Origin of the sequence: Acinetobacter sp. ACIN00229 (assembly GCF_016106645.1) — a bacterium.
Classification (GTDB): Bacteria; Pseudomonadota; Gammaproteobacteria; order Pseudomonadales; family Moraxellaceae; genus Acinetobacter; species Acinetobacter oleivorans.
Genome location: NZ_JADWOM010000006.1, coordinates 127,169 through 145,235, shown reverse-complemented (window position 1 = coordinate 145,235; position 18,067 = coordinate 127,169). Strand labels below are relative to the sequence as shown.

The 18,067-nt window shown below is 41.3% G+C and carries 13 protein-coding genes; 6 read left to right on the top strand and 7 right to left on the bottom strand.

Annotated features, from left to right (window positions below):
- Nucleotides 1-12 precede the first annotated feature (12 nt).
- The 4 genes from I7H67_RS07425 to I7H67_RS07410 form a co-directional block, all read right to left on the bottom strand.
- Nucleotides 13-1,539 carry a fumarate hydratase gene (locus I7H67_RS07425; RefSeq protein WP_005302199.1) on the bottom strand — a complete coding sequence of 509 codons (1,527 nt, stop codon included), beginning with the start codon at nucleotides 1,537-1,539 and terminating at the stop codon, nucleotides 13-15.
- Between the two features lie 228 nt (nucleotides 1,540-1,767).
- Nucleotides 1,768-3,912: a phosphate acetyltransferase gene (gene pta, locus I7H67_RS07420; protein WP_198307483.1), complete on the bottom strand. Its 2,145-nt coding sequence runs from the start codon at nucleotides 3,910-3,912 to the stop codon at nucleotides 1,768-1,770.
- A 41-nt stretch (nucleotides 3,913-3,953) separates the two neighbouring features.
- A complete protein-coding gene (locus I7H67_RS07415; protein ID WP_198307482.1) occupies nucleotides 3,954-5,156 on the bottom strand; it encodes an acetate/propionate family kinase in 1,203 nt (400 codons plus the stop codon).
- Entirely contained in the window at nucleotides 5,138-5,257 is a 120-nt protein-coding gene (locus tag I7H67_RS07410; protein WP_081399210.1) for a hypothetical protein, read from the bottom strand. Before I7H67_RS07410 ends, I7H67_RS07415 begins: the two co-directional genes overlap by 19 nt.
- 659 nt (nucleotides 5,258-5,916) lie before the next feature.
- Between I7H67_RS07410 and edd the strand changes: the two genes are divergently transcribed.
- From edd to I7H67_RS07390, 4 genes are all read left to right on the top strand, one after another.
- Nucleotides 5,917-7,770, top strand: coding sequence for a phosphogluconate dehydratase (gene edd, locus I7H67_RS07405; protein WP_198307481.1), 1,854 nt, complete (start codon nucleotides 5,917-5,919; stop codon nucleotides 7,768-7,770).
- A gap of 20 nt (nucleotides 7,771-7,790) precedes the next feature.
- Nucleotides 7,791-8,420, top strand: coding sequence for a bifunctional 4-hydroxy-2-oxoglutarate aldolase/2-dehydro-3-deoxy-phosphogluconate aldolase (gene eda, locus I7H67_RS07400; RefSeq protein ID WP_198307480.1), 630 nt, complete (start codon nucleotides 7,791-7,793; stop codon nucleotides 8,418-8,420).
- Nucleotides 8,421-8,606: 186 nt separating this feature from the next.
- The gene (locus I7H67_RS07395) at nucleotides 8,607-9,965 is read left to right on the top strand and encodes a gluconate:H+ symporter (protein ID WP_004794740.1); all 1,359 of its coding nucleotides are present in this window, start codon (nucleotides 8,607-8,609) and stop codon (nucleotides 9,963-9,965) included.
- Between the two features lie 17 nt (nucleotides 9,966-9,982).
- A complete protein-coding gene (locus I7H67_RS07390; RefSeq protein ID WP_198307479.1) occupies nucleotides 9,983-10,495 on the top strand; it encodes a gluconokinase in 513 nt (170 codons plus the stop codon).
- A 70-nt stretch (nucleotides 10,496-10,565) separates the two neighbouring features.
- On the opposite strand, the gene I7H67_RS07385 is transcribed toward I7H67_RS07390, so the two are convergent.
- Nucleotides 10,566-11,831, bottom strand: coding sequence for a glutamate-5-semialdehyde dehydrogenase (locus I7H67_RS07385; RefSeq protein WP_005302218.1), 1,266 nt, complete (start codon nucleotides 11,829-11,831; stop codon nucleotides 10,566-10,568).
- 299 nt (nucleotides 11,832-12,130) lie between these two features.
- On the opposite strand from I7H67_RS07385, the gene I7H67_RS07380 reads away from it, so the two are divergent.
- Entirely contained in the window at nucleotides 12,131-13,444 is a 1,314-nt protein-coding gene (locus tag I7H67_RS07380; RefSeq protein ID WP_198307478.1) for an alpha/beta fold hydrolase, read from the top strand.
- A 53-nt stretch (nucleotides 13,445-13,497) separates the two neighbouring features.
- Here I7H67_RS07380 and I7H67_RS07375 read toward each other — a convergent pair whose 3' ends face one another.
- Both I7H67_RS07375 and nagZ read right to left on the bottom strand, forming a co-directional pair.
- Complete coding sequence (locus tag I7H67_RS07375) at nucleotides 13,498-14,340, bottom strand: class I SAM-dependent methyltransferase (RefSeq protein WP_198307477.1); 843 nt, start codon at nucleotides 14,338-14,340, stop codon at nucleotides 13,498-13,500.
- Nucleotides 14,341-14,665: 325 nt separating this feature from the next.
- Nucleotides 14,666-15,685 (bottom strand): beta-N-acetylhexosaminidase, encoded by a 1,020-nt coding sequence (nagZ, locus tag I7H67_RS07370; protein WP_198307476.1) that lies wholly within the window; start codon nucleotides 15,683-15,685, stop codon nucleotides 14,666-14,668.
- Between the two features lie 192 nt (nucleotides 15,686-15,877).
- On the opposite strand from nagZ, the gene I7H67_RS07365 reads away from it, so the two are divergent.
- Nucleotides 15,878-18,061: a carboxy terminal-processing peptidase gene (locus I7H67_RS07365; RefSeq protein WP_004794726.1), complete on the top strand. Its 2,184-nt coding sequence runs from the start codon at nucleotides 15,878-15,880 to the stop codon at nucleotides 18,059-18,061.
- Nucleotides 18,062-18,067: the final 6 nt, after the last annotated feature.

Sequence of the window (18,067 nt, the reverse complement as noted above, 5' to 3'; positions counted from 1 at the left end):
TGCTTTTCTTGATTAGCCTGCCGCAGCGTCGACTACTGGGATTTTTCCAATTTTCGCTTGCCAGATTTTTGGAGCTACTGCGTGAATTGAAGTACCGTTTACATCAACTGCAACAGAAACAGGCATATCTTCAACTACGAATTTGTAGATTGCTTCCATACCTAAGTCTGCAAACGCAACCACTTCAGCTTCGCGAACAGCTTTAGATACGAGGTAAGCCGCACCACCAACTGCCATTAAGTAAGTTGCTTTGTTGTCTTTGATTGCTTCAATTGCTGTAGGGCCACGATCAGCTTTACCAATCATACCGAATAGACCAGTATGTTCGAGTACTTTACGTGTGAATTTATCCATACGTGTTGCAGTTGTAGGGCCAGCAGGACCAACGACTTCATCACCCACTGGATCAACAGGGCCAACGTAGTAAATAAACTTACCTTTAAGATCAACTGGTAATTCTTCACCGTTGTCGATCATTTCAACCATACGTTTGTGTGCCGCATCACGACCTGTGTACATTGTTCCGCTAAGAAGTAATGTGTCGCCCGGTTTCCAAGAATCCATTTCTGCTTGAGTAATGGTATCAAGGTTTACGCGCTTAGATTGTGAAGAGTCCCAAGTTACTGAAGGGTAGTCTTCAAGTTTTGGTGCTTGAATATGAGCTACACCTGTACCATCAAGCTGGAAGTGAGCATGACGAGTAGCAGCACAGTTAGGAATCATACCTACTGGTTTACCAGCAGCGTGACATGGGTAGTCTTTGATTTTAATATCAAGAACAGTCGTTAAACCACCAAGACCTTGAGCACCAATACCAAGTGCGTTTACTTTTTCAAAGATTTCGATACGAAGTTCTTCGATTTTATTCTCTGGTCCACGGCGAAGTAATTCGTCCATGTTGATTTCTTCCATGAGTGCTTCTTTAGCAAGCATCATGGCTTTTTCAGCAGTACCACCAATACCAATACCGAGCATACCTGGAGGACACCAGCCTGCACCCATTGTTGGAACAGTTTTAAGAACCCAGTCAACAATCGAGTCAGATGGGTTAAGCATTGCAAGTTTAGATTTGTTTTCTGAACCGCCACCTTTAGCAGCAACAGTAATATCTACTTTGTTACCCGGAACGAGTTTGTAGTGAATTACAGCAGGGGTATTATCTTTTGTATTTTTGCGACCAAATGCAGGGTCAGCAAGTACAGATGCACGAAGAACGTTGCTGTTTTCAAGGTAACCTTGGCGAACACCTTCGTTTACTGCATCGTCTAAACTCATTGTTAAATCAAATTTAACATCTAAGCCCACTTCAAGGAAAACGTTAACAATACCAGTATCTTGGCAAATTGGACGATGACCTTCCGCACACATGCGAGAGTTAATTAGAATCTGTGCAATTGCATCCTTTGCGGCTTTGTTTTCTTCGCGATCATAAGCACGGCTCATCGCTTGGATAAAGTCTTGCGGGTGATAGTACGAAATAAACTGTAGGGCGTCCTTGATCGATGTAATCAAGTCATCTTGTTTGATAATCGTTGTCATACCAGAAAATCTCTTGAGCGGGCTGTTAGCTAGCGGGCTAAATTATATGACAAAAAGACAGTGTTGTGGGAGATTGGTTGATCTTTTGACCTAAAGTCGCATAAGAAGATATTGAAGTGATTTAAAAGAGAGAAATCGGAAAATTATTTATTTTTGAATGACTAAAATAAAAAAAGCCATTTGAGCGGGCATCAAATGGCGAGAGGTAGTAAAGGTGAATTATATTAATTATTTGGCAGCAGCTTGCTGTTCTGCCTGAATTGCGGTTAATGCAATGGTAAAGACGATGTCATCTACCAATGCTCCACGAGACAAATCATTAACAGGCTTGTTCAAACCTTGCAGCATTGGACCCACACTTACAACATTTGCAGCACGCTGTACTGCTTTGTAAGTGGTATTACCCGTATTTAAATCTGGGAAGATAAATACATTGGCACGGCCAGCAACGCGTGAGTCTGGTGCCTTTTGTCGTCCCACACTTTCAACGGAAGCTGCATCGTATTGAAGTGGACCATCAATGAGTAAGTCCGGGCGACGTTGCTGGGCAATTTGAGTTGCTTGCTGTACTTTTTCAACATCAGCACCTGTTCCCGAAGTACCAGTTGAGTAGCTGATCATGGCAATACGTGGGTCAATTCCAAATGCTTTCGCTGAGTCAGCCGACTGAATTGCAATTTCAGCAAGTTGCTCTGCTGTCGGGTCTGGGTTAATTGCACAGTCACCGTAGACATAGACTTCATCTGGTAAAAGCATAAAGAAGATTGATGAAACCAGTGAATAATCAGGGGCTGTTTTGATGAGCTGGAATGCTGGACGAACCGTATTGGCCGTGGTGTGTACCGCACCTGAAACTAAACCGTCGACTTGATCTAAAGCTAACATCATGGTGCCAAGCACTACGGTATCTTGAAGCTGTTCTTTCGCTTGAAGTTCGTTGAGTTTACCTTTACGTAGCTCAACCATTCGTGCAACGTATTGGTCACGAATACTATCAGGGTCGACAATTGCCAGCTCAGCAGGCAATTCAATACCACGTGCTTTTGCAACATCCTGTACGACATCTGGTTTAGCCAGCAAAATACAGTCAGCAATACCACGTGCTTGACAGATTGCCGCAGCTTGTATGGTGCGTGGTTCATCACCTTCAGGTAGTACAATTCGTTTTTTCGCTGCAATTGATTTTTGCACCAGTTCATGACGGAAAGCCGATGGCGACAGGCGAGGGGTAGCTGCATTGTGGCTGTGCTGTTTAAGCCATTCAACATCAATATGACTTGAAACAAATCGGGTCACTTGCTCAGCACGTTCAGTATCGTCGGTTGGAATTTCATTGCCAAAATTAGATAAACGCTGTGCAGTTTCAAGTGTGTTTAAACGGGTATGTAAAATCGGCAACCCTTGTTTAATCGCACTTTGACAAAACTCTAAAAGCTCGGGTGCTGGAGCTTCTCGTTCTGTAAGTACTAAACCCGCTAGAGGAATACCATTACTAGTTGCTAAACTACTTGCGAGTAAAACGTCGGTACGCTCAGATGCACTAATAATCAATTCGCCTGCAATAAATTTATTCAGTTCATATTCAATGCTTGAAGCAATTAAACTCGAATGCAAAATACGACGGGTTTTTGCTTCACCTTGATGTACCCATTGCCCATCAATGACATTTGCAATATCGAGAGTTCTTGGCACGCTTAGCGTGTTACTAAATGGAACCAGTCCAATGATTGGTAAATCGCTTGAGCCGAAATAGCGATTATATTTTTGCAGTTCGATCGTAAATTTTGCGATTTCTTCAGTCGGTCGTAACGATGGATCAAACGCAACAGGAATTTGTGCTGTTTCTTCAGTTAATCCGCGGGTACGCATAAAGAGTACACCAGCAGTACGATTTGAAGCTGCGCCGCCAAATTGACGTAAATGAGCATCTACTTTTTCTGCGGCTTTTTTCGGGTTTTGAATATCTGCTGTGCTGACCAATACGACTTCTGCATCAAGCGCTTGTGCAAGACTTGCGTTGAGCTCACTGGCGAAGTGGTCTTGTCCGTTAGGTAATAAGCCTTCCACAATAATGACATCGTGGTCTGCTGCAACGCTACGGTGAAGACTAACAGCTTCTTCAAGTAATTCATCTACTTCCCCAGCGGCAATAAGCTGAGTTAATTTTTCATGCGAAATAGATTGAACGGTTTTACTTTGAAATAAGTGACCAAATAATGAAGTGGTTCGGTCAAGATGCTCTTGGTCTTCTTGAGAAAATGGTTTTAAAAAGCCAGCTTTAATCCCGTTGCAATCAAGTGCGTAAATCATGCCTAAACAAGCAGAGGTTAAGCCAACCCCTTCGCCTGTAGGAATCAATAAAATTGTATTCATATAAACCTATAAATAAATATCGAGTTTTCGCTGAGCTCTAATTAAGCAAGGCTTGCTACAGATGCAGCATTTTCTGCCGCTTCAACAACTTGACGAGTTTCTTTGGCAATACGACCTTCTTCATCTGTTGGAATGACCCAAATTTGTGGTCCTGTTCCATTGTCGATTCGGCCTTCAGTGCCACGTTTTAAGTTATTGTTTTGATCTTTATTAAGCTGCAAACCAAAATGAGGTAAATAAGCTAAGGTTTTTTCACGAATATAAGCTGAGTTTTCGCCAATACCGCCCGTGAAGATTAAGCCGTCTAAAGTTGGTAAGCCACAGCTTAATGCAGCAAGTGATTTTGCAAGGCGATAGCTAAACACTTCAATTGCAAGACAAGCATCTTCATTGCCATTTTCAGCAGCTTCAATCACTGTACGCATGTCATTAGACAGGTGAGATAAGCCTAGTAAGCCACTTTCGTTATTTAAAACTTTATCAATTTTTGCTAAATCCCAACCGAGGTTTTTCGCAAGGAAGCTATGTAAGCTTGGATCAACATCACCACTACGGGTTCCCATCACTACGCCTTCAAGTGGAGTGAGGCCCATAGAGGTATCAACACTTTGTCCATTCCACACTGCGCAAGTTGAACTGCCGTTTCCTAGATGCGCTGTTAGCCATCCACCTTTTTTCAGGCTACCTGCGAGCTCACTCGCTTTGTCAGACACATAGGCGTGGCTTGTACCATGGAAACCATAACGGCGGACGTTGTGGTCAGTATATAAAAACTTAGGAATTGCATAACGGTATGCATGCGGTGGCATGGTCTGATGGAATGCAGTATCAAATACGGCAACCTGAGGTAATTCAGGAAATAGGCGTACGGTTGCGTCGATACCAATTAAATGTGCTGGGTTATGAAGCGGAGCCAAAGGCGTTGCTGCACGAATACGTTCAATAATTTCAGGAGTGAGTAATTCTGCTTTGGTTAAACTACCACCGTGTACAACACGATGTCCGATTGCTTGCGGTTTGTAGTTGGCAAGACGTGCAAGTAAAGTTTCTAAAGCTTTGGCATGGTCAGCATAAGGAATTGAAAGTTCCAGTGGTTCACCACCAACTGTAACTCCCTTAATACGAGCATCAGCTGCCCCCAAGTTTTCTGCTAAACCGTAAATACGGTCTTCACGACGCTCTGAAACCAGTGCGTATTTAATAGATGAAGAGCCGCAATTGATAACTAATACTGATATAGCCACGTTGAAATACCCAAGTCCTGATTTAAAATAGTTTTCCTAACTTCCTGTTCAAGATGTATTATTTTTTCATACAGATTGAACGGGTTGTCATGTTTTAACATGTGTTGTTTTTCTGTCCAAGATAGACTTTAGCCCATTAGACTTAAGCACTATCGACCATCAAATTATTTGTAACTAATATTTGTCCAGTATAAAGCTTAACCACTGTATTCCTTGTTTTTTTATACGCATAGAAACGAGTTTTTTGTATATATTTATGAAAAAATAAACCCGAATGAAGCATGTGTTTTAAATGCTAGAAACCAAACCTTTATTGAATAAGTGAGTTGGTTCTTTAAGTTAAATTTTAAGCATATATTACAAATAATATACGTAATTGAAATTAAGTTTTGATGGTATTTAAGGGCGTTAAAAAGAACCTAATATGGATTTATAAGTACTAAAAATTAGAATGAAAAGCTCATCATTTATATATTGTTAAATATATTTTATTATATTGATTTACAATAAATTTACCGTATTTTTGAGATTTGGTTTAGCTGTAAATATACCTAAATATTAAATAAGTTTTTTGTCTAAAATATAAACTCGTTATGTCTTTAAAAGTTGTACTGAGGCCATTACAGCAACATTGGCTGGGGTTGCATGTCGCTTTTTGCCTGAATAATATTGTTCATCCTTTTTTCAAATGATCATAAAAAATATATCATTTGGTCTATTTTTCTTTTCCGGCTTATCCGGTTGTACAGGAGCGTCCAGCATGGACTTGCCGAATCCAATATTGGCAAAAGTGACCGAGCGTGTAATCGCCCGTAGTCAAAAAACTCGTTCTGCATATTTACAACGTATTGAACATGCACAAGGCAAATTTCCTGCTCGTGGGGCACTTTCATGCGCCAATCTGGCTCATGGTTTTGCCAGCATGGAAGACAATGAAAAATTAATTATTAAAGTAGGTCGTGAACCAAATATTGGTATTGTGTCGTCATATAACGAAATGTTGTCGGCTCATGCACCTTATAAAACATTTCCAGATTTAATTAAAACAGCCGCTCGTGAAAATGGTGGCGTGGCACAGTTTGCAGGTGGTGTTCCTGCGATGTGTGACGGTATTACCCAAGGTAATGCTGGTATGGAACTCTCATTGTTCTCTCGTGAAACGATTGCAATGAGCACAGCGATTGCATTGTCTCATAACATGTTTGACGCAGCTTTGTGTCTGGGTGTTTGCGACAAGATTGTACCAGGCTTATTAATTGGCGCTTTACAGTTCGGCTATTTACCTACTATTTTTGTGCCAGCAGGCCCAATGACGAGTGGGCTATCTAACGATGAGAAAGCTAAAATTCGCCAGCAATTTGCAACGGGTCAAGTTGGCCGAGATGCTTTGTTAGAAGCTGAGTCAGCTGCTTATCACGGACAAGGGACTTGTACTTTTTACGGTACAGCCAACAGTAATCAAATGTTGATGGAAGTCATGGGTTTACATTTACCAAGCGCTGCATTTGTTCATCCTCACACACCATTACGTGATGCACTTACCGCAGAAGCTGCGATTCGTGTACTTGATTTAACAGTTGAGCGTGGAAACTACACGCCGATTGGTCATGTTGTCGATGAAAAAACAATTATAAACGGCATCGTGGCGTTACTCGCTACAGGTGGTTCAACCAACCATACTTTGCATTTGATTGCGATTGCTCGCGCCGCTGGTGTCTTGATTGACTGGGATGACTTCGATGAGTTGTCGACTGTTGTTCCATTGCTCGCAAAAATCTATCCAAATGGTAAGGCCGATGTAAACCATTTCCAAGCTGCGGGTGGGGTTGCTTTCCTCATTCGTAACTTACTTGAAGCAGGCTTGTTACATAACGATGTAACGACAGTGGCTGGTAAAGGTTTGCAGCATTACACCAAAGAACCGAAATTGATTGATGGTAAGCTCACTTGGGTTGATGGTGTGGTTCAAAGCCTTGATGACAAGGTTCTACGTAGTATTGATGAGCCGTTTCAACCAGATGGTGGCTTGCGTTTAATGCAAGGTCGCCTTGGTCGTGGTGTTATCAAGATTTCTGCTGTTGCGCCAGAGCACCGTAAAGTTAAAGCTCCAGCAATCGTGTTTGATTCTCAAGAAGCGGTACAAGCAGCGTTTGATCGTGGTGAGTTACACCGAGATTTTATTGCAGTCGTTCGTTTCCAAGGTGCGCGTGCTAACGGTATGCCTGAATTGCATCGCTTAACGCCTGTGTTGGGTGTTTTACAAGATCAAGGTTTCCACGTTGCATTAGTAACCGATGGACGTATGTCTGGTGCTTCAGGCAAAGTTCCTGCGGTGATTCATTTATCTCCAGAAGCCTTGCTAAATGGGCCGATTGCTAAAGTTCAAACAGGCGATATGTTGATTATTGATGCTGAGGCTGGCGTACTCGATGTTGAAATAGATGAACAGACTTGGCAGTCGCGTCCTGTTGCACAGCCAGAACATCAGGCAGAAAACGAAGTTGGTTTTGGCCGTGAATTATTTGGTGTTTTCCGTGCTGCTGCTGCGCCAGCTGAACATGGAGCATCTGTATTTGGTGCATTGGTTGGTGAAACTTCACCAGAGCAGATTTGAGTCAAAGGAACTGAAAAATAATGATTAAAATTGAAGATATCGTCAAATTAGGCCCAGTCATTCCAGTATTGGCATTTGATTCTGCTGAGCAAGGTGAAGATGTATCACGTGCGTTGCATGCTGGTGGTGTAAAAGTCCTTGAAATTACGTTGCGTACTGCCGCGGGTCTTGCTGCTATTGAGCGTGCGAGCCAATTGGCGGATGACATTGTGGTAGGTGTAGGAACGATTACCAAGCCAGAACATTGTGCTCAAGCTAAAAAAGCAGGCGCTCAATTTGGTGTTTCTCCTGGTTTGACCAAAGATCTGCATTTGGCTGCACAAGATGCTGGCTTACCTTTATTACCGGGTGTGATGACACCAAGTGATCTGATTCAGGCGATTGAGTTAGGTTATGAGATTGTGAAGTTCTTTCCAGCTCAACAAGCAGGTGGAGTTGAGATGCTAAAAGCATTTTATGGTCCATTTCCAAACTTACGTTTTTGCCCGACTGGCGGAATTACAGCAGAGTCAGCGCCAGATTTCTTAAAGCAACCAAACGTATTGTGTGTAGGTGGTTCATGGTTAACGCCTAAAGCTGCTGTAGCTGCACAAGATTGGGCTGAAATTACTCACTTAGCGCAAATTGCGAGTCAGTTGAGAGCGTTGTAAATGTAGTCAATATTTATAAAAAATGAAGTGCATTCTATGTGCTTTACGGCTGTATTGAGGTGGCCAGTTTGTGCTGGTCACACCTAAATATAAAAATTTAGTGTCTTAACAGTAGGAATTACTGTGGTTGAAGACCTTTGTTTGGGCAGTGTGCCTAAATAGCATTATTCCAAGGAGAAGTATCACATGGAGACCGTTCAGGGTGGCATGTTGCTTATCTACACTGTAATCGCGATTATTGCATTGGTTGTCATGATCGCGAAGTTCAGAATTTATCCATTTCTTGTTCTTATTATTGTTTCACTCGGTTTGGCTTTGGCTGTTGGCATGCCAATGGGCGATATTGTTAAATCATATGAAGCTGGTACTGGTAAAACCTTGGGCCACCTTGCGATTGTAATCGCACTGGGAACGATGCTCGGTAAAATGATGGCCGAGTCGGGTGGTGCTGAGCGAATAGCAATTACCTTAATTAAATGGTTTGGTGAGAAAAATATTCACTGGGCCATGATGTTTATTGCGCTTATTGTTGGTCTTCCCGTATTTTTCGAAGTAGGTTTTGTTCTACTCATTCCAATTGCGTTCAACATTGCTAAGCGAACCGGAAAATCATTACTGGTTGTGGGCTTGCCAATGGTCGCAGGCTTATCTGTTGTGCATGGCTTAATTCCACCACATCCGGCGGCATTGTTGGCTGTACAAGCCTATCATGCTGATATTGGTAAAACGATTGCGTACAGTTTAATCGTTGGTGTGCCAACAGCAATTGTTGCAGGGCCATTGTATGCACTTTGGATTAATAAATACGTCAAATTGCCTGAAAATAATCCGTTAGCAAAACAATTTATTGAAGCAGATACAAATAGAACTCGTGAGTTACCAAGCTTTGGGATTACCTTATTTACGATTATGCTACCAGTAGTGTTGATGTTAATCGGAAGTTGGGCAGATCTGTTCTTTGCGCCACAGACTTTCGCAAATGATTTACTACGTTTCATTGGTACTTCTGATATCGCATTGCTTATTGCTGTACTGGTCAGCTTTATTACTTTTGGTACGATGCAAGGCTTTAACCGTGAACAAATTGAAAAATTCTGTGGCGGATGTTTAGCTTCTATTGCCGGAATCATGTTGATTGTTGGTGCAGGTGGGGGTTTTGGTGGCATTTTACGTGACACAGGGATTTCTAATGAGATCGTGTCCACAGCCTTAAAAGCAAATTTGTCGCCATTATTGTTGGGTTGGTTTGTTGCAGCATTGATTCGTTTGGCAACAGGTTCTGCAACGGTGGCTATGGCTACAGCATGTAGTATTGTTGCTCCAATTGCAGCCACGGCAGGTGTTGCTGTTAGGCCAGAACTTTTAGTACTTGCTACAGGCTCAGGTTCATTGGTTTTCTCACATGTAAATGACGCAGGATTCTGGTTAATCAAAGAATATTTCGGTATGACAGTGGGGCAGACGCTCAAGACTTGGTCGGTATTGGAAACGATCATTTCAGTGTTGGGTTTATCTTTTACGCTACTGCTTAGCACTATTTTATAATTAAAGGTGAGTAATCCATGATTGTGATTGCAATGGGTGTCTGTGGAACAGGTAAAACCCTGATTGGTGAATTATTATCAGAGCGTTTGGCTTGTGAATTTCTCGACGGTGATACGCTTCATTCGGCTGCAAATAAAAGTAAGATGAGCCAAGGGATTCCTTTAACTGATGATGATCGTCTGCCATGGTTACAGGCGATTCGTCAGGTGATTGAAACCAAACAAAGAGATGGTGAAACAGCTGTATTTACATGCTCATCTTTAAAACGCATGTATCGCGATATTTTAAGAGGGCAAGATCAGAATGTTAAGTTCGTCTACCTCAAAGGCTCTTATGAGTTATTGCAGCAAAGACTTGCGGCAAGATCAGGTCATTTCTTTGATCCATCATTGCTACAAACCCAGCTTGATACATTAGAAGAACCAGATATTCATGAAGCAATAACGATTGATATTGCTTTGACACCTGAGCAGATTGTTGCGCAAGTCATGCAGCAACTTGGTGTAGTTAGTGATGTCTGCCAAGAATAATCATAGAAAAGTTTAAATGATAAAAAAACGCCTGATATTGATCAGGCGTTTTTTTGAAGTGTTAAATCTATTATTGGCGAATTTGACCGTCACCCAACACAATCCATTTCTGAGAAGTTAAGCCTTCTAAACCAACTGGACCGCGGGCATGAATTTTATCTGTAGAGATACCAATTTCTGCGCCTAAGCCATATTCAAAGCCATCAGCAAAACGAGTTGAAGCATTGATTACAACTGAGCTTGAATCTACGCGAGCTAAGAATTGACGAGCCAAAGTATAGTTTTCAGTCACGATTGCATCGGTGTGATGTGAACCATATTTGTTAATATGGTCAATTGCTTCATCAATACCACTCACTACCTTAACTGCAAGAATTGGCCCTAGATATTCGGTGTACCAATCTTCCTCTGTCGCTGGTTTTACAGAAGCACCTAAAATGCGACGTGTTTCTGGACAACCGCGAAGCTCAACTTGTTTTTCAGCATAGAGTTCAGCAATGCGTGGTAAGAAAACATCTGCAATTTTTTCATCAACGAGCAGAGTTTCCATCGCATTACAAACGCCATAACGATGTGTTTTTGCATTTAAGGTAATTGGTAAAGCTTTTTGCAAATCTGCTTGTGCTTCAACAAATACATGGCAGTTACCATCAAGATGCTTAATGACCGGAATGCGCGCTTCATTAGTTACACGTTCAATTAAGCTTTTGCCACCACGTGGAACGATTACATCTACATATTCCGCCATGGTAATAAGATGACCAACAGCCGCACGGTCAGAAGTGTTAATCACTTGAACTGAATCTTCAGGTAAGCCAGCAACTTTTAAGCCATGCTTAATCGCTTCAGCAATTGCTTTATTTGACTCGAGTGCTTCTGAACCACCACGTAAAATAATGGCGTTGCCCGATTTAATGGCTAAAGATGCAGCTTCAAGGGTTACGTTTGGACGTGATTCGTAAATCATCCCAACAACACCTAAAGGCACACGCATTTTACCAATTTGAATGCCTGTGGGGCGATATGCAAGATCCGTAATTTCCCCAATTGGATCGACAAGTGCAATCACATCTTTTAGACCTTGCAACATTCCTTTAAAACGTGCGGGCGTAAGTTCAAGACGATCAAGCAATGCGCTGTCGAGCTGATTGCTACGACCTTTATCCATGTCGATTTGATTCGCTGCCAAAATTGCTGCCTGATTATTTTCTAAAGCAGTATAAATAGCAGAGAGAGCATGGTTTTTTAGTGAGGTAGAAGCACTTGTAAGGACACGAGAGGCCTGACGTGCTTGTTGCCCAACTGTTTGCATATATTGTTCAATTGAATCTTGCATAGCATTTTTTAATCATTTACCAATGAGTAAGATAGTAGCAGTCAAATGCGGAACAATGAATGGCTTTTTTTGAAAAATGTGACCGCCATAAAAAAACATTTAAATATTTTGCAAACTATTAGCGACTTAAACAAGATGAGCGGTCATTTGAGCGATTGCGTATATTTCACACAATTGTTTAGAATGTTATTGTGCAATACAAACTAATACAAATTTTAAAGTTTTGTGCATAAAAGATTACGTGTTCAAGAAGGAACTCTTGCAGCATAAAAAAATTACAGCAAGGAGGAAGCAAGGATATGAATTCCATTATTCAAATGGATTCGGAGATCAACCAAGCTTATGCCGGTTTTGGCTTTTTCGATATCTACCATAGAGATAGTTTTAAACAACCTGCTCGTACTACATGGATTGACGGCTGGAAAATTGAATATATGGCAATTGCCGACCCAAAAACGATTCACAATACGCCAATTGTGATTGTGGGCGGAGCTTTCCAGAATTTTAATTCTTATAAATATTGTGTTGAACAATTGTTTGAAAGCGGTCCGGTCATATTAATTGATTTACCTTCTATGGGCGCAAATCAGCAAATTACCAATCGGGACACAGGAGTATCAGCAGGTACTTTAGAGCTACCTGATTTGTCTAAAATGTTGGGTCGCTGGTTAGATATTGTTGGACTACAAAAAGTTTCTGTGATGGGAATGTCTTTGGGGTCAGTGATTGCTTCTTGTTTTGCTTATCATCGTCCAGAATTAATGGATCGCATGATTTTGATGGGGGTTATGCAAAAGACCCGAAAAAGTTGGCGAATGATTTTGGAAGAGTCGCTCAAGCTCATGCAAGAAAACCGCATGGAAGAGTTTGGGCAAGCTGTAATTTTATATTTAGTTAATCATGCAAAATTAGATAAAACCCGCATGTCACCAACAGCTAAAAAATTATTTTTTAGGCAAATGGCTGAGTTTACGGGTACAGAGCGAGAACGTTATGAAATTAACTGTAATCGTCTTTTGCGGTTAACTGATGTACCCATTCCAGAGTGTAAAACGCTGGTTGCAGCAGGGCAGTACGATAGTTTTACTCTGCCTCATGAAAATGCGAACTTTGCTTTGCAATGCCCAGATATGGAATTTGCCCTTATTGCAAATGCGGACCATGTGCCACAGTTGCAGCGTCGTAAAGAAACCATGAGTTTGTTCACTTCATTTTTAAAAGGTGAATCTATCCAAAATTTGGATGGCATTATTCCTATGACACGTGAACAAATGCAAAACATGGAGCGCCGTGGTGAAGAGCGAGTTCGGGTTTTGCAACCAAAAACCCAACTTACTCACCGAGAGTCTGATGTAGAGGTACCTGTAACGATCGTTGATGTCACTTTCTTCGGTATGTATTTAAAAATGCATGATTTTTCGCAGCTTGATTTTGTGAATGATCATCCACGTGATTTGGCACTACATTTAAAAGATGAAGAAGGTAGCTTTGCAATTGAGTGCTTAATTTTTGAGAGTACAGAGCAAGGCATTCGAGCTTTATTTAAACATGGTAGTTTCGAACTTGCTGATCGTTTAAGCCGTTTTATTACTCGTCAAAAACAAGCAGCTTAATAATATAGTTAGAGATGGAAGCTCATTTATTCCGAGCTTCCATTTTTTATTTATTATTTTATTTGTGCGTGAATGGTCCAGACCAAGTCACCTAAATGTTGCTCATGACTATCTTGAGAAGCTTGTCCAAAGAAAATTTGTGGTTGTTCCACGCTAACTTGATCGAACTCTGTATCTTTAAAAAAGTCTTCAACTTCTTTGGGGCTTTTGAAGTGAAAACTAAACGAGCTTCGAGACATTAATTTCAATAATTTACTGCTATTCCAGATGATGCTGGCAAGTTTGTTTTTAACTGGTTCAGGGTAGAGATCCGTTAAATAATGAAAATTTTTAAAAGAAGCGCCATAGTGAGCAATCGATTGAATCAGCTGTTTTAATAAATCTTTATCAAAGTAATTAATTAAACCTTCACTAATCACAACCAATGGGCGGTTCGGGTCAAATACTTCAAATGCTTGTGCAAAAGCTTCGGTAAATAAATCAACCGATAAAATTTCAGGCGCATTTTTTTCAATTTGTTGTAACGCATTTTGTTTGGTTTGTGCCATATCGGGTAAATCAAGCTCCCGATAGGTAATCGAAGGGTAATGCTGTCTAAACCACCAGCCACGTGGAGACAGGCCACATGCTATTTCTAGAACTTGTAAATCAGGACTTTCTTGAATGAGTTGTTCTAAGTGATGGTCAAGCATGATATGGCGTTGTTTGAGCGTAGTGCGCATGCTACCGCCCACATATTTCTCAGCCCAAGATTCTATTGGGTGAACCAAATACGCCAGTGATTTGCCTTTGGTTGTAGCAAGTGCTTCATGAGAGATCCCCATTTGATACCAGATATAGCCCGTATAGTGGGCTGTAAATGAGATGTGGCGGTGTTTTGAAAGGTGTTGTGTCATTCGTCCTGAGCTCGATTTATTGTTTTTCTGTGATCTTCATTATTCATAACAATGAAGAGGGTTTAATGCATTGATGTTGAATGAACCTGCATGACGGAGTCCTGTCAATTAGGTTCGCATTCTGGGATGAACTTTCAGTTAGAGTTACTTTTCTTTTGGGAAAAGTAACCAAAACCATTGTCATACGCAAAACCTGTTCACTTTCTGCATCTATCAAATATATTGAAGCAATCAATATCCTTCAGCAGATGAGCAGGTTGCGTATGACTTAACCGCGTATCAGATAGTGAATAGGTTTTTGTAGCCAATTAAAATTTTTACTAACTTAAATCGAATTTTTAAACTCTTCAATGGCTGTTTTGACAGCTTGCCACTCGTCGCCAAGCGATAAGGTTTCACCAATCTGAATTTGTGGAATTTGACCACGCATGCGTTCTAAACGTTCTTGATTTGGTCGATCTAAGTTTGCAATACCTTCAAGTGCTGTACATGCCGCACCTCGGTCATTACACACGAGCCCCATATCACAACCCGCGGTTAAAGCAGCTTGAATACGCGCATCTGCGCCACCTGCTACACAAGCAGCTTGCATGCTTAAGTCATCAGAGAAAAGTACACCATCAAACTTCAAACGGTTGCGTAGAACTTCTTGAATCCAGAACGGTGAAAAACCTGCTGGATTTGGATCGATCTGATCATAAATCACATGTGCAGGCATGAGTGCATCAAGCTGTGGCATCAGCTTAATAAAGCTTTGCATGTCATGGTTGTAAATTTCATCATAGCTACGGCTATCGATTGCAGCTGCGATATGAGAGTCGGCTTTCACTGAACCGTGGCCCGGGAAGTGTTTGCCGGTGTTTGCCATTCCAGCTTTTTTCATGCCTTGCATAAATGCACCAGCAAGCGGGGCAATATCCTCAATATTTTTAGAGAAGCCACGATCACCGATCACATCACTAATTGCATTAAGGTCTAAAACGGGTGCAAAACTAAAATCGATACCTACAGCCAAGACTTCAGTTGCCATTAACCAGCCGCATTGTTCAGCCAGTTCGAGTGCTTTTTGAGGTTGAGTAATATAGAGGTCACCAAAACGACCCATGGCCGGTAATAAGGTAAAACCTGATCTTAGGCGCTGAACTCGCCCACCTTCTTGGTCGACAGCAATTAAAATATCTGGACGAATTTGACGCATGTGGTCCGTTAATGCACGGACTTGTTGTGGAGATTCAATATTTCGTGCAAATAAAATCATGCCACCGACTTGCGGAGCGCGTAATAGTTCAATATCTTCTTGAGTAAGTTCTGTGCCGGCGATGTCCAGCATCAATGCGCCAATCATATTGGTTCCATTTGAATTTTGATTGAAAAACAATAAGCGAATTTTGCAATGTTTTGCTACATTTTGTCAGTACAGAATATGATAAAACTACACGGTATAAACAATTTAGTTGGTTAAGATTTTGAATCTGCTTAGTTCATATCGAAAACAGAGCGTGTAAGATAGGAACACCCAAGGAAGTATTAAAAATTTATGAAACTTCAAACTATAGCTTGTGCAGTAGCGATCGCGACTGGCGGTTTATTCTTCACTCATACGATGAATGAAGCGAGAGCAGCAACCAATACTGCTGTGGTTTCTCAATCGATCCAGCCAACGCAAGAACAGGCTTTGGTGGCTCGCCAACTGGCAACTTTAGTTGATCGCCAACATTATTTGAATATGCGTCTGGATGCAACGACATCAAATCGTATTCTCGATATGTATTTAGATAGTCTTGATCCGGATCACTCTCTATTTTTAGACGCTGAAGTTCAAAATTATAAAAAACTATATGGTTCAAATTTTGGTGCTTCTTTAAAAGCGGGGAATTTGACTGGACCATTTGCAATTCATCAGCAATATCGTGAACGCTTAAAACAATTTTATGAGTTCATGTTAGCCGAGCTAAAACAGCAGCAAAATTTAAAACAGCCAAATAGCTATATTGAAGTTGATCGTGAAAAAGCACCGTATTTTAAAACATCGGCTGAGCAACAAAATCACTGGCGTAAAATGTTGGTTTCACAGTTAATCAATTTGACGATTAGCCGTGAAGAAGAGCAGGCGAAACAAAAAGCGCTTAAAGAAAATCCATCACTTGCTGATGGTCAAGATTTAACTGGCCCAGAAGATTTAACACCAGCTCAGACTTTAACTAAACGTTATACGCGTCAGCTTGAAAGAATTAGTCGTGTGAAAAGCGATGATGTGTTGGATAAAACATTAAATGCCATGTTGGCAACTTATGATCCACACAGTAACTATTACCCGCCAATCGATGCGATAGAATTGAATCGCCAAACGACCTTGCAACTAGAAGGTATTGGTGTATCGATTCGTCCAGAGCGTGGCAATGAAGATTACACCAAGATTGAAACCATTGTAGAAGGTGGTCCTGCAAGTAAGTCTGGCCAAGTGAAATCAGGAGATCGAATCGTTGGTGTCGCCCAAGAAGGCGAGAAAATGATTGATGTGGTTGGTTGGACAAGTTCTGAAATTGTTGGACTCATTCGTGGTAAGCGCGGAACTAAAGTTACGTTAAAACTTCTTGGTGCTGGCGCATCAATGAGTCAAGCACGTAATGTGACCTTAGTGCGTGATGTGATTCAAGAAGAAGATGCTGGTGTTCGTTCACGTACAGTTGAAGTGACACGTGATGGTAAAAAGCATGTGTTGGGCGTAATTGAAATTCCATCATTCTATTTTGACTATCGTTCACGTCGTGCGGGTCAACAATACCGTTCAGTTTCTGAAGATACTGCCAATGCTTTTGAAGCGTTAAAAGCGAAGAAAGTAGAAGGTATTATTATCGACTTGCGTAATGACCCAGGTGGTTCATTAGAAGAAGTTGCACGTATGCTGGGTCAAGTGATTAAGTCAGGTCCAGTGGTTCAAATCCGTGATGGCAATGGCAACGTAAGTGTTTTTGAAGACAACGACGGTGGTCAGCAAGTTTACACAGGTCCACTCGCTGTAATGGTGAACTTGGCATCTGCATCTGCAAGTGAGATTTACTCTGCTGCAATCCAAGACTATGAGCGCGGTATTATTATTGGTAGTACAACGACTGGTAAGGGTACAGCTCAGGTGCAACTTGATACTCTGGCATACGGTCAAGCGACTTTAACTCAGCGTAAGTTCTACCGTATTACAGGTGGTAGTACACAAAATAAAGGTGTAGTGCCAGACATTAAACTCGTCGATATCTATAACGAAGAGTTTGGTGAGCGTAAATCGAAGAATGCATTGAAGTGGGACACAATTCCTACAGCACCATTTAAACGTGAAGGCTCTGTGCAACCTTATGTGGCCAAGTTGTCTCAATTCTCTGAACAACGTGTTGCTAATGATGCCCAGTTTAAATATCTAAATAAACGTACTGCGATTGCTAAAGTGACGAGCGACCAGAAACAAGTGGTGCTTGATATTGATAAACGCCGTGCTGAATTACTTGGTTTAGAGAAACAAACTTTAGATGCAGAAAATGAACGTCGTGCTGCAACTGGTCAAAAGCCTTTTGCAAACTGGGAAAGCTATCAAGCTTCATTAGATGCTCTAGCTGAATCTCGCGCTAAAATGAAAGCATCTCAACGCCCTGCATTACCAGAAGAAGAAACTTTTGTGACTGAAGCTGCAAATGTACTCATGGACTATGCAAAATTGCAAAATCGCTAAGTATTA

What these genes read in the sequence shown, in the direction of transcription:
- I7H67_RS07425 (WP_005302199.1), bottom strand. Translation starts at nt 1,539, where the DNA reads ATGACAACGATTATCAAACAAGATGACTTGATTACATCGATCAAGGAC.
- pta (WP_198307483.1), bottom strand. Translation starts at nt 3,912, where the DNA reads ATGAATACAATTTTATTGATTCCTACAGGCGAAGGGGTTGGCTTAACC.
- I7H67_RS07410 (WP_081399210.1), bottom strand. Translation starts at nt 5,257, where the DNA reads ATGTTAAAACATGACAACCCGTTCAATCTGTATGAAAAAATAATACAT.
- edd (WP_198307481.1), top strand. Translation starts at nt 5,917, where the DNA reads ATGGACTTGCCGAATCCAATATTGGCAAAAGTGACCGAGCGTGTAATC.
- eda (WP_198307480.1), top strand. Translation starts at nt 7,791, where the DNA reads ATGATTAAAATTGAAGATATCGTCAAATTAGGCCCAGTCATTCCAGTA.
- I7H67_RS07395 (WP_004794740.1), top strand. Translation starts at nt 8,607, where the DNA reads ATGGAGACCGTTCAGGGTGGCATGTTGCTTATCTACACTGTAATCGCG.
- I7H67_RS07390 (WP_198307479.1), top strand. Translation starts at nt 9,983, where the DNA reads ATGATTGTGATTGCAATGGGTGTCTGTGGAACAGGTAAAACCCTGATT.
- I7H67_RS07385 (WP_005302218.1), bottom strand. Translation starts at nt 11,831, where the DNA reads ATGCAAGATTCAATTGAACAATATATGCAAACAGTTGGGCAACAAGCA.
- I7H67_RS07380 (WP_198307478.1), top strand. Translation starts at nt 12,131, where the DNA reads ATGAATTCCATTATTCAAATGGATTCGGAGATCAACCAAGCTTATGCC.
- I7H67_RS07375 (WP_198307477.1), bottom strand. Translation starts at nt 14,340, where the DNA reads ATGACACAACACCTTTCAAAACACCGCCACATCTCATTTACAGCCCAC.
- nagZ (WP_198307476.1), bottom strand. Translation starts at nt 15,685, where the DNA reads ATGATTGGCGCATTGATGCTGGACATCGCCGGCACAGAACTTACTCAA.
- I7H67_RS07365 (WP_004794726.1), top strand. Translation starts at nt 15,878, where the DNA reads ATGAAACTTCAAACTATAGCTTGTGCAGTAGCGATCGCGACTGGCGGT.